The organism is Endothiovibrio diazotrophicus, assembly GCF_054657215.1.
The window spans coordinates 18,080-30,803 of sequence record NZ_BAAHXB010000068.1 but is presented as its reverse complement, the minus strand read 5'-3'; the positions used below and the strand labels follow the sequence as shown (position 1 = coordinate 30,803).

Genomic DNA, 12,724 nt, shown 5'->3' with positions numbered 1-12,724 from the left:
TGGGCCCTTAGGGATGAGTGTTTGGTGTTTTAGTGGACGCACGCTTCGCGTGCCGAAGATCTAAACGGCGTCGCGCAGCGACTCATTCGCTCAGCATTAAACACTCAACACCAAACACTCGATTCTATTCTCCGCATGTCTGATCCAACTTCCAAACGCGCCGTCGTGCTGGTCTCCGGCGGCCTCGATTCGGCCACCTGTCTGGCGATGGCGCGGGCCGATGGGTATGTCTGTTACGCCCTCTCCTTCGATTACGGTCAGCGTCATCGCGCGGAGCTTGCCGCGGCGCAGAGGGTGGCCGAAGCGCTCGGTGCGCTGGCGTACAAGACGGTGCGCCTCGATCTGCGCGGCATCGGCGGCTCGGCGCTCACCGACGACGCCATCGCCGTGCCCGAGGGGGCGGGGGAGGAGGTCGCCGAGGGGATCCCGGTCACCTACGTGCCGGCGCGCAACACCGTCTTCCTCTCCATCGCTCTCGGTTGGGCCGAGGTGCTCGATGCCCACCAGATCTTCATCGGCGTCAACGCGGTGGACTACTCCGGCTACCCCGACTGCCGACCCGAGTTCATCGAGGCCTTCGAGCGCACCGCCAACCTCGCCACCAAGGCCGGCGTGGAGGGCCGCCCCTTCCACATCCGTACCCCGCTGATCGACCTCTCCAAGGCGGAGATCATCCGCGCCGGCGCCGCCCTCGGCGTGGATTACGGCCTCACTGTCTCCTGCTATCAGGCCGACGACGCGGGGCGCGCCTGCGGGGTGTGCGACTCCTGCCGGCTGCGCCGCGCCGGCTTCCGTGCCGCCGGGATCGACGATCCGACCCGCTACCGCTAAGCTACGGCCCGCCGAACCTGTTTTTACCGAAAAAATACGCGCAGCTGTGTCGGCGGCCGTAGGGGGTGCCGAGGTACGAGGCGCACCATTATCCGACGGGTGCGCCTCCTATCGTCGGCACACCCTATCCGACTTTCATCATCCACGGGAGTTACCCATGTCATTCACCCTTCAGGTCGAGAACATCAAGTGCGGCGGCTGCGCCAACACCATCCGCAAGCGTCTGTTGGAGCTGGACGGGGTGGCGGAGGTCAACGTCACCGTCGAGAGTGGCACCGTCGAGGTGGTCGCCGACGAGGCGCTGCGCGGTTCGGTGGTGGAGACGCTGGCCAAGTCCGGCTATCCGGAGAGCGGCTCGGTCGAGGGGCTGGCCTCGGCCAAGGCGAAGGCGGTCTCCTTCGTCAGCTGTGCCATCGGACGGATGGACGGCGCCAAGTGAGCGGGGCGGTCGCGTCGGCGGTAGGCGCCGACCGGCCGCCGCCGCTCGCCGTCGATGCCGCCGCGGCGCGCGCCATGGAGGCGGTGGTCGCGGCGGTCTCCGAGGTGGTCGCGCTGCCCGCCTATCGTGAGGCGGCGCTCGCCTGGGCGCCCGCCGCGGCACGGCGTGATCCGGGGCCGGTTGGGGTGTTCCTCGGCTACGATTTCCACCTCACCGCCGACGGGCCGCGGCTGATCGAGATCAACACCAACGCCGGCGGGGCGTTGCTCCACGGTGTGGCACCACCGCTGGAGGCGGCGGTGGTCGCCATGTTCCAGGAGGAGTGGCGGCGCGCCGGGACCGGTCGCCCGCTGCGCACCGTCGCCATCGTCGATGACGAACCTTCCAATCAGTTCCTCTATCCCGAATTTCTGCGCTTCCAGGAGCTCTTCGCCCGTCACGGCCTGGAGGCGCTGATCGGCGCGCCGCAGGCGCTGCGCCTGGAGGGCGACCGGTTGTGGCTGGAGGGGCGACCGGTCGACCTGGTCTACAACCGCCTCACCGACTTCACCCTGGAAGAGCCGGCTCACGAGGCGTTGCAGCGGGCCTATCTCGATGGTGCCGCCGTCCTCACCCCGCACCCCCACGCCCACGCCCTCTACGCCGACAAGCGCAACCTCGCCCTGCTCGGGGAAGGCGAGCGGCTGACCGCCTGGGGCGTCGCGCCGCAGGCGGCGGCGCTGCTGGTGCGGGCGGTGCCGCCGACGCGGCCGGTGGCCGAGGCGGATGCCGATCGGCTGTGGCGTGAGCGCGATCGCTGGTTCTTCAAGCCGGCGCGCGGCTACGGCAGCAAGGGGGCCTACCGCGGCGGCAAGCTGACCCGGCGGGTGTGGGGGGAGATCCTCGCCGGCGATTACGTGGCCCAGCAGCGGGTGCCGCCGGCGCGGGTACCCGGTCCCTACGGCGAGCTCAAATTCGACCTGCGTCTCTACGTCTACGCCGGTCGCGTCCTCCATCGCCTCGCCCGCCTCTACCGTGGACAGACTACCAACCTGCGCACCCCCGGCGGCGGCTTTGCCGAGGTCGTCGAGGCGGGTGGCGTGAACGGGACGACCGTCGACTGCGGCATATCGCGGCATCGAGCTGTGTGATATCACGCACTTTTTTCGTCTCCTGATTTTCCGGCCAGAAAAATCAGTGGGATAGAGTTGGCCCGGAAGCTGCTCTCCAGCAGCGTCATATCCACCCTTGGGGAGTAGGGAACCGATGAGCCAGCCCACCCGCGATGCCGTCGCCGAATCGAATGAGTTGCCCTCGTTGCTGCTGGGCGCGGGGTTCACCCTCGCCTCGCTGATCCTGTTGCCCGCGCTGGCCCAGCGGGTGGGGATGGGGCCGGCGTTGACCGGCGCGCTGCGTGCCGCGTTGATGAAGGCGTCGAAGAAGGTCTGAGTGGCGGCGCCATCCCACTTTTTGCCGATTTCCCATCGTCCGATACTCCGAACGACGAATCCCGGGTAGGGTGTGCCGACGATAGGAGGGGCACCAGTCGGAACATGGTGCGCCTCGTACCTCGGCACACCCTACCCGTTCGTTCTCCTTCTCCGCGTATGCTCCGGGCAGCGCTCGCCACGCATGTGGAGGCTGTCGCACGAAGGCCCTTTCACCTAAACGATGCTCATCCCCGCGCTTCATACCGTGAGCGTGACGTAGCGCCCTCAAATATTTCCCCATGGTCCAATCGCGCAGTTTTTTTGCCCGCTCCCGCAAGGCCGACATCGCCCTCGGCCTGCTGCTGGGCGGGGTGCTGGCGGTTGCGGCGAGCGTGGTGCATGCCCGCTGGGCGCAGTCGCAGGCGGCTCCCGCGTTGGCCGAGAAGCGCGCCCTGGTGCGCGATCTCGGGCTGACCGACCTCTGCCTGTTCACCGAGGCGCGCTATACCCGCCATCCGTCGCAAGCGGATCTGGCGAGCGCCTTCCAGGATCACCCCCTCGCCCTCGACCACTTCCCCTCCGGTTCGCTGATCGGGCCGCCATCCACGTTGACCGTGTCCCACTGAGGCGCCCCTCCCGATGACTCGCTGGATCGAACGACAGAGGTCGCTGATCGACTACACCCTCGCCTCCCTCGGACGGCGCAAGGGGAAGAACCTCGGCCTGTTCGCGGTCTACACCCTGATCATCTTCCTGCTCGCCTCGGTGCTGCTGTTCAGCCACGCGATCCAGCGTGAGGCGGGGCTGCTGCTGGCCGACTCGCCGGAGGTGATCGTGCAGCGGGTGCTGGCCGGGCGCCACGCACCGATTCCGGAGTCCTACCTGGAGCAACTGCGCAAGATCCGCGGGGTGCGCGGTGCCGAGGGGCGGTTGTGGGGCTACTTCTACGACCCGGCGGCCTCGGCCAACTACACCTTCCTGGTGCCGCCGGCCGACCCGCCCGCCGCCGGCCGGGTGGTAATCGGCGAGGGGATCGCCCGTACCCGTGGCGCCGGGGTGGGGGACGTGCTCGCCTTCCGCGGCCACGACGGGCGGCTCCACTCCTTCACCATCGGCGGCCTGCTCTCCGCCCGCTCGGAGATCGTCAGCGCCGATCTGGTGCTGATCAACGAGGCCGACTACCGCGGCTTCTTCGGCGTCGAGCCCGGCCGCTATACCGACATCGCGCTGCATGTGGCCAACCCGCGCGAGGTGCGCAAGGTGGCGCAGAAGATCGCCACCCGGCTGCCCGACAGCCGGCCGATCCTGCGTTCCGAAATCCTGCGCACCTATCAGTCGGTGTTCGACTGGCGCGAGGGGATGGTGCTGGTGCTGCTGGTCGGCGCGCTGCTCGCCTTCGTCATCTTCGCCTGGGAGAAGGCCTCCGGGCTGTCGGCGGAGGAGCGGCGCGAGATCGGCATCCTCAAGGCGGTGGGCTGGGAGACCGGCGACGTGCTGCGGATGAAGCTGTGGGAGGGGGGGCTGATCTCGCTCGGCGCCTTCCTGCTTGGCTACCTGCTCGCCTACGGCCACGTCTTCCTCTTCTCCTCGGCGCTGTTCGCGCCGGTGCTGAAGGGGTGGGCGGTGCTCTATCCCAACTTTCAGCTCACCCCCTACGTCGACGGCCTGCAACTGGCGACGCTCTTCTTCTTCACCGTCTTCCCCTACACCGCCGCCACCCTGATCCCGATCTGGCGGGTGGCGGTCACCGACCCCGACACGGTGATGCGATAGTGTGCAGCCCCCCACTTAATGGCCCTTTCAGCGCCCCCCAGAGACGCCAGGACAAGGCGCGGCGCGTAGGCAATGACTGGTCCTTGGTAAGTGCCGCAACGCAGGCCTGGCGTCTCTGGGGGGCGCCCTCCGGGCGAGTCGCCAGGCGGCCATCCGCTGCGTTGCGGTCTCTTGAGGCAGGGTGGCTGCCCCGGCGAGCCCGCGCCTTGCGGCTGACCGCCTGGCGACTCGCTGAAAGGGCCATTAAGTGGGGGGCTGCACACTAGTGATCGAGCTGCACAACATCCGCAAGGCCTACAACCAGGGGCGCAGCAACGAGTTCTGGGCGGTGGACGGCATCGACCTGACCATCGAGGCGGGCCGGGCCACCGCGCTGACCGGCCCCAGCGGCTCGGGCAAGACCACCCTGCTCACTGTGGTCGGCGCGCTGGCGCGGCCCACCGAGGGGCGGGTGCGGCTGCAGGGGCGCGACGTCTCCGGCCTGCCCGAGCCGTTCCTCACCGAGATTCGCCGCCACACCTTCGGTTTCGTCTTCCAGCAGTTCAACCTGATCAAGGGGCTCAGCGTGCTGGAGAATGTGATGCTGCCGGCCTATCCGATCGGGCGGCCGCACCGCGAGCTGCGCGAGAGCGCCGAGGTGCTGCTGGAGCAACTGCGCCTCGGCCACCGCGCCGAGGCGCGGGTGGAGTGGCTCTCCGGCGGCGAGGCGCAGCGCGCCGCGATCGCCCGCGCGCTGATCAACGATCCGCCGGTGATCATCGCCGACGAGCCCACCGCGAATCTCGATACCCAGCTGTCGCGGGAGTTCCTGGCGATCGTCGAGGGGTTGCTCGAACGGGGCAAGACGCTGCTCCTCACCAGCCACGACCCGCTGGTCTACCAGTCCACGACGATGGACCGGGTGGTGGCGCTGCGCGACGGGCGTTTGATTTAGTGTTCCGTCGGTATCGATTGACCATGGGGCGTGGTCTCTACGTAGGATGGGCAAAGCGTAGCGTGCCCATCAAACATCACTGCCACAGTGAAGTTCACTGCTTTCGTTTGATGGGCACGTCGCTACACTCCTTTGCCCATCCTACGGTCGCATGGAGCGGGCGTTCGGCAGGGGGGAAAGTAAAAGTTTACGGCCAGATTTTTCAGTTGGGCAGAGTATTTCGGCTTGGTCCATTCGATGATTTCCGGAGTGGTTGGTTATCAAGGGGGACGTCGCCGTGATCTTCCAACCGGCGATCATGGCCCTGCTGCTTGCCGACGGGGTGGGGCTGGTGTTCCTCATCCTCGCCGCGCTGTTCGCGGTGAGTGTGCTGCGTCACTGGGACCTGGCCAGCGGCAGCGCCCGTCAGCTCGACCTGGAGCGGCGCAGCTATCTGGTCTCCACCCTGCTCAGCTTCGTCTTCCTCACCCAGTTGCTGTCGCTGCTGCTGTTCATCTTCAACGCCGACAAGATGGCCGATCTGTTCGTCGGCGCGATGTGCGCGGTGGGCTCGCTCAACGTCGACCCGTGGGGCTTCCCGGCGCTGGAGGCGCGGGTCGCGCTGTTCTTCCTCGCCGCGGTGTGGCTGGTGATGAACCACCTCGACGGCAAGGCCTACGACTACCCGCTGGTCAAGGCGAAGTACGCCCTGGTGCTGCTGATCCTGCCGCTGGCGCTGGCCGCGGCGGGGCTGCAACTGGCCTACTTCCTCGGCCTGCGCGCGGATGTCATCACCTCCTGCTGCGGCAGCCTGTTCGGCGGCGGCGCGGCCACCGTCTCCGCCGAGATGGCGGGCTTCGCGCCGCGGCCGACGATGATCCTCTTCTACGGGGTGATGGCGGCGACCCTGGCGAGCGGCGCCTACCACGCCTGGCGCGGCCGCGGCGCGGCGCTGTTCGGCTTGCTGAGCGCGGTGGCCTTCGTCACCTCGGTGGTGGCGATGATCACCTTCATCTCGCTCTACATCTACGAGCACCCCCACCACCACTGCCCCTTCTGCGTGCTCAAGGGGGAGTACCACTACCTCGGCTACGCCCTCTACGTGCCACTCTTCGCGGCCACCGCCTTGGGTGTCGGCGTCGGCGTCACCGCGCCGCTGGCCCGCGGCGAGAGCATGCGACCGATCCTCGCCGGCAGCGGCCGTCGTCTCGGCCTGATCGCAACGCTGCTGTTTTTGTTGTTCACCGGGCTGGTATCCTTCGTCATCCTCGACTCCAACCTGATCCTCCTCGGTGACTGATGCCCAATTCCTTTAAGACTGCCACGGAGGCACGGAGTACACGGAGGGCTTTGCGGATCAGGAGAGGTCTCTCCTCTTCTCCGTGTTCTCCGTGCCTCCGTGGCGGAATTTTGTTGCTCGCCCTGGCCTTGCTTGCCGGCTGCGGCGGCGAGCAGCGGCCGCGCCTGCAGCACGGCGATCCGGCGCCGCCGTTCCAGACCGAGAATCTGGCGGGAGAGAAGATCGGCCTGCCGGCCACCGGCGAGGTGGTGGCGATCCGCTTCTGGGCCGACTGGTGTCCCTACTGCAAGAAGGAGATGGGCGACATCGAGCCGGTCTACCGCGAGCTGAAGGGGCGCGGCCTGCGGGTGTGGGCGGTCAACGTCGGCCAGGACCGGGAGACCGCCAAGGCGTTCGTCGACAAGCTGGGGGTCAGCTACCAGACGCTGCTCGATGCCGACTCGTCGATCGCCCGCGCCTACGGGGTGATCGGCCTGCCCACCACCTACTTCATCGACCGCCAGGGCAAGGTCGCCTCGAAAATCCTCGGCGAGGCGGACGCCGCCACCTTCCGGCATGCGGTCGAGCCGCTGCTGTGAGCGATCTGCCTTGCGACCTGTGCGCCCTGCCGGTGGAGCACGACGTTTTTCCCGTGCGCACCGCGGAGGGGACCCTGCACTTCTGTTGCGACGGCTGTCGCGGCATCTACCGGATGCTCCACCAGCCGCAGGAGCTGCCCGACGATGGGATCGCTCCCGCGGCCGAGCGCAACGATGGTGAATAGCAACGACTCGCCTCTCTGATCGAACCGCAGATTAACGCAGATTTTCGCAGATGAACGCTCGGCTCAATCTGCGGAAATCTGCGTTAATCTGCGGTTGAGTCTCTTGATTGGGGGCGGTTGCGATGAACGAACCGATGAACGCGGTGTGCGAGGAGATGCTCTCGTTGCATGCCAAGGCTTACGAAACCGTGAAGAGAGGAGCCGTCATGGCCGGTAGCAATTCCGTTATACGTCATCCCCTGTTGTGGTTCGTGGTCGGCGCCGCCGCCGGCTACTACGGCTACAAGTACCGCAAGGAGATCGCCGCCGCGGTCTCCAAGGGGTCGGATCTGGGGCGCGACTTCATGCTGCAGCAGCGTGAGAGCCTCGCCGACCTGCTGGAGGAGGCGCGCGAGGCCGAGGAGGGCGGCGAGGCGCCGGGCAATCCGGACGCGGCGAAATAGCCCATGACCGCCGACTCCCTGCTGGGTGAGGTGCTGCTCAGCCATCGCGCCCCCGGCCACCTGCGCTTCGAGCTGCCGGCGACGCTCTGCCGCGCGGAGATCGCCCACTACCTCGAACAGGGGCTGCACCAACTGGAGGGGGTGCGCCGGGTGGTGGTCTACACCGCCCAGCGCAAGCTCTCGGTGTTCTACCAGGAGACGGTGGTCGGGGTACACGGGGTGGTGCGCAAGCTGGCGCGGCTGATCGACCTGCTGGAGCAGCGCCGTCTCGCCGCCCCGCCGGCGCCACCGAAGCGCGGCCTGATCGCCCGCCTGCGCGAGGCACGCCCGCTCGCCCGTGTCCAGCAGCGCTACCATGACTGGCGCGAGCGGGCGCGCCAGGTGAGCGCGGTGGCCAAGATCCACTGGAAGTTCAATCCCGCCCTGCGCCTGCTCGGCGACGATCCGGAGAAGGCGGTCTTCGGCTTCATCAACGACGCGGTCACCTTCTACCTGATCAAGGTCCACTGGGACCTGATCGTCGGCAAGTGGCTGAAGCGGCCGATCAAGCACCGCTACGAGTGGCTCACCGCCTTCTACTTCGTCTTCCTGCTGGTGCGTTCGTGGAAGAAGCCGGGGCGTTGATGGCCGAGAGCGCCGGCTACCTGCCCAACCACTACCGGCTGGTCCACCGGCTGCGCCGGCGGGTGCGGCTGGTGGCGCCGGGGCTGCGCGGTGAGCGCGAGCGGATGGCGCTGCTGGAGATCCTGCTGCGCAAGCATCCGCAGTTGAGGCAGGTGCGCGGGGTGGTGGAGTTGGGCTCGGTGGTGGTCCACTTCGATCCCCACGGGCTACCGCTGGCGCGGTTGCTGCCGCTGCTCGACGCGGTGATCGGCAACCTGCTGGTGCGGCCCGGCGCCGCCGCAGCGCCGGCCACTGATCCGTCGCCGGCCGAGACGACGCCGCAGCGCTGCTCGGTGGCGGTGGAGGGGATGACCTGCGCCTCCTGCGCCGCGCTGATCGAGATGCGCCTCAACCGCGACCCGCGGGTCGCCGCGGCGCGGGTCAACTTCGCCGCCGGCACCGCCCAGGTGGAGGGGCGGCTCGATCGCGACGCGGTCTACCAAGTGGTCGAGAGCCTCGGCTATCAGGCCCGCCCGATGGATACCCTGGCCCAGCGCCGGCTGCTGGTGGCGCGCGAGCGTGAACGGCTGGAGGAGGCGCGGCGGCGGCTGGTCGGCGCCGGCCTGCTGGCCCTGCCGGTGATGGCCATCGGCATGGCGATGCCGACCTCCTTCCTCCTCAAGAGCGTCGAGTTCCTGCTCACCACCCCGATCGTCGCCTGGGCCGGCCGCCCCTTCTTCTCCAAGGCGTGGGCGCTGGCCAAGCAGCGCGAGGCGAACATGGACAGCCTGATCGCCCTGGGCGCCGGCGCCGCCTACGCCTACAGCGTCCCCGCCTGGCTGTTCAACCGTCACCACCTCTACTTCGAAGCGGCCGGCGGCATCATCACCTTCGTGCTGCTCGGCCGCTACCTGGAGGAGCGCGCCAAGGGGCAGGCGGGGGAGGCGATCCGCAAGCTGATCGACCTCCAGCCGCAGAGCGCCACGGTGTTGCGCGACGGCGTCGAGGTGGTCGTCCCGGCGGAAGAGCTGGCAGTGGGCGACCTGCTGCTGGTGCGCCCCGGCGAGCGCATCCCCACCGACGGCGAGGTGGTGGCCGGCCTCTCCACGGTGGATGAATCGATGGTCACCGGCGAGAGCCTGCCGGTGGTCAAGGAGCCGGGCCAGGCGGTGGTCGGTGGCTGCATCAACGGCAGCGGTACGCTGCGAGTGCGCGCCACCGCGGTGGGCGGCGACACCGTGCTCGCCGGCATCGTCCGTCTGGTCGACCAGGCGCAGGGGGCGAAGCTGCCGGTGCAGAAGCTCGCGGATCGCATCTCGGCGGTGTTCGTGCCGGCGGTGATGGGGGTCTCCGCGCTCACCGCCGCCGGCTGGCTGCTCGCCGGGGCGCCGCTCACCATGGCCGCCGCCAACGCCATCGCGGTGTTGCTGATCGCCTGCCCCTGCGCCCTGGGGCTGGCTACCCCCACCGCGATTATGGCCGGCACGGGCCAAGCGGCGCGGCGCGGCATCTTCATCCGCGGCGGCGACGCCCTGGAGGCGGCGGCGCGGCTCACCACCGTGGTCCTCGACAAAACCGGCACCCTCACCGAGGGGCGGCCGGTGGTCACCGACTGGCTCAACCGCTCGCCCCTCGACGATGGCGAACTGCTCGCCCTGGCCGCCGCCGCCGAGGGGGAGTCGGAGCACTATCTGGCACGGGCGCTGGTCGCCTACGCCCGCGAAAGGGGCGTGGAGCCCGCCGGCGCCGAGCATTTCCACGCCGAGCCGGGGCGGGGCGTTGCGGCACGGGTTTCCGGTCGCGATCTGCTGCTCGGTAACGCCGCTTGGCTGGCGGGGGAGGGGATCGCCCTCGATGAGTTGGAGGGGACGGCGGCGGAGCTGGCCGCCGCCGGCAAGACCCCGGTGTTCCTCGCCCTCGATGGCCGTGCCGCGGCGCTGGCGGCGATCGCCGACCGTCCCCGCGACGGTGCCCGCGAGGCGGTGGCGGCGCTCGCCGCGCTGGGCCTGGAGGTGGTGATGGTCACCGGCGATACCCGCGCCACCGCCGAGCACGTCGCCGCCGAACTGGGCATCGCGCGGGTGGTGGCCGAGGCGACTCCGGCGGAGAAGGTGGCGGTGCTGGAGGTGCTGGCCGCCGAGGGCGCGCGGGTCGGCATGGTCGGCGACGGCATCAACGACGCCCCGGCGCTGGCCACCGCCGCGGTCGGCTTCGCCATCGGCAGCGGCACCGACATCGCCATGGAGGCGGCCGACGTGACCCTGGTCGGCGGCGATCTGGCCCGCCTCGCCGAGGCGGTGGCGCTGAGCCGGCGGACCATGAGCATCATCCGCCAGAACCTCTTCTGGGCGCTGATCTACAACGGGGTCGCCATCCCGGTGGCGGTCTCCGGCCGCCTCAACCCGATGATCGCCTCCGCCGCCATGGCGATGAGTTCGGTCTCGGTGGTCACCAACTCCCTTCGCCTGCAACGCAGCGGTGGGGCACCATAAAACCGATCGGAACACATGAACCGCAGATTAGCGCAGATTGACGCAGATTTTTTCTGTCTTGATCTACGCCAATCTGCGTTAATCTGCAGTAAATAGCGCTTTATGCAACCGGAATACGACTACGCCGTCGCCTTCATGGCCGGCATCCTCGGCAGCGGCCACTGCGTCGGCATGTGCGGCAGTCTGGTCTCCGCCTTCTTCATCAAGATGGGCGACCGCGGCCGCGGCGTGCTCCCCTACGGCGCCTATCACGGCGGACGGATCACGGTCTACGTGTTGATCGGCATCGCCGCCGGACTGCTCGGTCTCGCCCTCACCTCCACCGGCTTCATCGGCAAGGCGCAGGGGGTCCTCAAGATCATCGCCGGACTGATCGTGATCCTCCTCGGCCTCGACATCCTCGGCGTCGGCCCCTGGCGGGTCCACTTCTCCTTCCTGCCGCTGGCCGCCCTGCGCCGGCGCTTCATCGCCGCCACCGAGCAGGGACCGGTGATCGGCGCCCTGGTCGCCGGAGTGGTCAACGGACTCATGCCCTGTTCGCTGACCCTCTCGGTGGCGGTCAAGGCGACCACCGCCGGCGGGCCGCTGCAGGGCGGGTTGCTGATGCTCGCCTTCGGCCTCGGCACGCTGCCCTCGATGCTCTTCGTCAGCGCGGTGTTCGGCAAGCTCGGCGCCAAGCTGCGCGGCCAGCTGCTGAAGATCGCCGCGGTCTTCGTCATCGCCCTCGGCATCAGCACGGTGATCGAGGGTGTGAACTACTTCCAGGTGATGCAGGGCTTGGCCAACTGGTAAGCAACGCATCCGAGGAATGTGCCGGAGTCCGCGTCTATGGACGTCGCTGATTTCCCACCTGTAGGAGCGGCCCCAAGGCCGCGATGGCGCCGCGTCCGTTCCCACCGAAAACCGAATCGGAGCGTCCCACTCCGTCCCGATCGCGGCCTAAGGGCCGCTCCTACCGGAACACCCGCGAGGTGTGTCATATGCCGCACCTGTTTGCGGCCGCCTTTTCGCAACCTATTGAACTGAATAATGTTTCAACTAAGGCTCGGAAATTGCTTACAGCTCGGGAACCCCGATCGGTCCACAGGAGAACCCCATGAAACGACGTGACCTGCTGAAAAGCGCCCTCGCCACCGGAACCATCGCCACGGTGGCCCTCCCCGCGGTCGCCACTGCCTCCGCCGGCGACGGCACCCCGATGCAATTCATACCCAAGGCGCCGAAGGACCCCCAGCCGCTGGAGAACGAGCTGGAGAAATACCCCAAGTGCCCCTACTGCGGCATGGACCGCACCAAGTGGAACCACAGCCGCCATCTGGTCCACTACGACGACGACCGGGTCGACGGCACCTGCTCGATCCACTGCCTGTCGATCAGCCTCAGCCTCAATATCGACCGCGGCCCCAAGGCGGTCTACGCCGCCGACTTCGGCTCCGCCGACAAGATCAAGCCGCTGGTGCCGGTGGACGAGGCCACCTACCTGATCGGCAGCAAACTGAAGGGCACCATGAGCATGCGCAGCAAGATGGCCTTCGCCGACGCCGAGGCCGCCAAGTCGGCGATGGCCGCCAAGGGCGGCGAACTGGGCGACTTCGACGCCGCCCTCACCGCCGCCTACCTCGACACCGCCAAGGACACCCTGATGATCCGCAAACGCCGCGCCGAGCGTCGCAGGAAGATGCAGGGCTGACGGACGGTGGGAAGCGTCGTAGGGTGGATAAGCGATAGCGCATCCACCAAGCGCCGGACAGGGCGATG

General features: G+C 68.3%; 15 protein-coding genes. All 15 read left to right on the top strand.

From position 1 onward, the window contains the following. Positions 1-135: 135 nt before the first annotated feature. The 15 genes from queC (at position 136) to ACYQ2W_RS16240 (ending at position 12,656) form a co-directional block, all read left to right on the top strand. Positions 136-831 (top strand): 7-cyano-7-deazaguanine synthase QueC, encoded by a 696-nt coding sequence (gene queC, locus ACYQ2W_RS16310; protein WP_459869343.1) that lies wholly within the window; start codon positions 136-138, stop codon positions 829-831. Positions 832-988: 157 nt separating this feature from the next. Next, positions 989-1,270, top strand: coding sequence for a heavy-metal-associated domain-containing protein (locus ACYQ2W_RS16305; RefSeq protein WP_459869341.1), 282 nt, complete (start codon positions 989-991; stop codon positions 1,268-1,270). Then, positions 1,267-2,400: a hypothetical protein gene (locus tag ACYQ2W_RS16300; RefSeq protein WP_459869339.1), complete on the top strand. Its 1,134-nt coding sequence runs from the start codon at positions 1,267-1,269 to the stop codon at positions 2,398-2,400. The genes ACYQ2W_RS16305 and ACYQ2W_RS16300 overlap by 4 nt, the downstream gene beginning before the upstream one ends. Positions 2,401-2,515: 115 nt before the next feature. Further along, positions 2,516-2,698 carry a hypothetical protein gene (locus ACYQ2W_RS16295; RefSeq protein WP_459869337.1) on the top strand — a complete coding sequence of 61 codons (183 nt, stop codon included), beginning with the start codon at positions 2,516-2,518 and terminating at the stop codon, positions 2,696-2,698. A 280-nt stretch (positions 2,699-2,978) separates the two neighbouring features. Next, positions 2,979-3,305: a hypothetical protein gene (locus tag ACYQ2W_RS16290; protein ID WP_459869335.1), complete on the top strand. Its 327-nt coding sequence runs from the start codon at positions 2,979-2,981 to the stop codon at positions 3,303-3,305. A gap of 13 nt (positions 3,306-3,318) precedes the next feature. Beyond that, positions 3,319-4,452 (top strand): ABC transporter permease, encoded by a 1,134-nt coding sequence (locus tag ACYQ2W_RS16285; protein WP_459869333.1) that lies wholly within the window; start codon positions 3,319-3,321, stop codon positions 4,450-4,452. Between the two features lie 265 nt (positions 4,453-4,717). Beyond that, entirely contained in the window at positions 4,718-5,386 is a 669-nt protein-coding gene (locus tag ACYQ2W_RS16280; RefSeq protein ID WP_459869331.1) for an ABC transporter ATP-binding protein, read from the top strand. 277 nt (positions 5,387-5,663) lie between these two features. Further along, on the top strand, positions 5,664-6,665 hold the full coding sequence (locus tag ACYQ2W_RS16275; RefSeq protein WP_459869329.1) for a hypothetical protein: 1,002 nt from the start codon (positions 5,664-5,666) through the stop codon (positions 6,663-6,665). A 113-nt stretch (positions 6,666-6,778) separates the two neighbouring features. Then, complete coding sequence (locus tag ACYQ2W_RS16270; RefSeq protein WP_459869327.1) at positions 6,779-7,243, top strand: TlpA family protein disulfide reductase; 465 nt, start codon at positions 6,779-6,781, stop codon at positions 7,241-7,243. Then, positions 7,240-7,428 carry a heavy metal translocating P-type ATPase metal-binding domain-containing protein gene (locus ACYQ2W_RS16265; RefSeq protein WP_459869325.1) on the top strand — a complete coding sequence of 63 codons (189 nt, stop codon included), beginning with the start codon at positions 7,240-7,242 and terminating at the stop codon, positions 7,426-7,428. Before ACYQ2W_RS16270 ends, ACYQ2W_RS16265 begins: the two co-directional genes overlap by 4 nt. A gap of 206 nt (positions 7,429-7,634) precedes the next feature. Beyond that, positions 7,635-7,871, top strand: a complete 237-nt coding sequence (locus ACYQ2W_RS16260; RefSeq protein ID WP_459869323.1) for a hypothetical protein — start codon at positions 7,635-7,637, stop codon at positions 7,869-7,871. A gap of 3 nt (positions 7,872-7,874) precedes the next feature. Beyond that, positions 7,875-8,495, top strand: a complete 621-nt coding sequence (locus ACYQ2W_RS16255) for a hypothetical protein (protein ID WP_459869321.1) — start codon at positions 7,875-7,877, stop codon at positions 8,493-8,495. Beyond that, complete coding sequence (locus ACYQ2W_RS16250; RefSeq protein WP_459869319.1) at positions 8,474-10,966, top strand: heavy metal translocating P-type ATPase; 2,493 nt, start codon at positions 8,474-8,476, stop codon at positions 10,964-10,966. The genes ACYQ2W_RS16255 and ACYQ2W_RS16250 overlap by 22 nt, the downstream gene beginning before the upstream one ends. Positions 10,967-11,068: 102 nt before the next feature. Next, complete coding sequence (locus tag ACYQ2W_RS16245; protein WP_459869317.1) at positions 11,069-11,758, top strand: sulfite exporter TauE/SafE family protein; 690 nt, start codon at positions 11,069-11,071, stop codon at positions 11,756-11,758. A 304-nt stretch (positions 11,759-12,062) separates the two neighbouring features. After that, positions 12,063-12,656 carry a nitrous oxide reductase accessory protein NosL gene (locus ACYQ2W_RS16240; RefSeq protein WP_459869315.1) on the top strand — a complete coding sequence of 198 codons (594 nt, stop codon included), beginning with the start codon at positions 12,063-12,065 and terminating at the stop codon, positions 12,654-12,656. Positions 12,657-12,724 lie beyond the last annotated feature (68 nt).

Coding starts and splice junctions, on each gene's coding strand:
- ACYQ2W_RS16240 (WP_459869315.1), top strand. CDS start 12,063: ATGAAACGACGTGACCTGCTGAAAAGCGCCCTCGCCACCGGAACCATC.
- ACYQ2W_RS16255 (WP_459869321.1), top strand. CDS start 7,875: ATGACCGCCGACTCCCTGCTGGGTGAGGTGCTGCTCAGCCATCGCGCC.
- ACYQ2W_RS16305 (WP_459869341.1), top strand. CDS start 989: ATGTCATTCACCCTTCAGGTCGAGAACATCAAGTGCGGCGGCTGCGCC.
- ACYQ2W_RS16295 (WP_459869337.1), top strand. CDS start 2,516: ATGAGCCAGCCCACCCGCGATGCCGTCGCCGAATCGAATGAGTTGCCC.
- queC (WP_459869343.1), top strand. CDS start 136: ATGTCTGATCCAACTTCCAAACGCGCCGTCGTGCTGGTCTCCGGCGGC.
- ACYQ2W_RS16290 (WP_459869335.1), top strand. CDS start 2,979: ATGGTCCAATCGCGCAGTTTTTTTGCCCGCTCCCGCAAGGCCGACATC.
- ACYQ2W_RS16245 (WP_459869317.1), top strand. CDS start 11,069: ATGCAACCGGAATACGACTACGCCGTCGCCTTCATGGCCGGCATCCTC.
- ACYQ2W_RS16260 (WP_459869323.1), top strand. CDS start 7,635: ATGGCCGGTAGCAATTCCGTTATACGTCATCCCCTGTTGTGGTTCGTG.
- ACYQ2W_RS16285 (WP_459869333.1), top strand. CDS start 3,319: ATGACTCGCTGGATCGAACGACAGAGGTCGCTGATCGACTACACCCTC.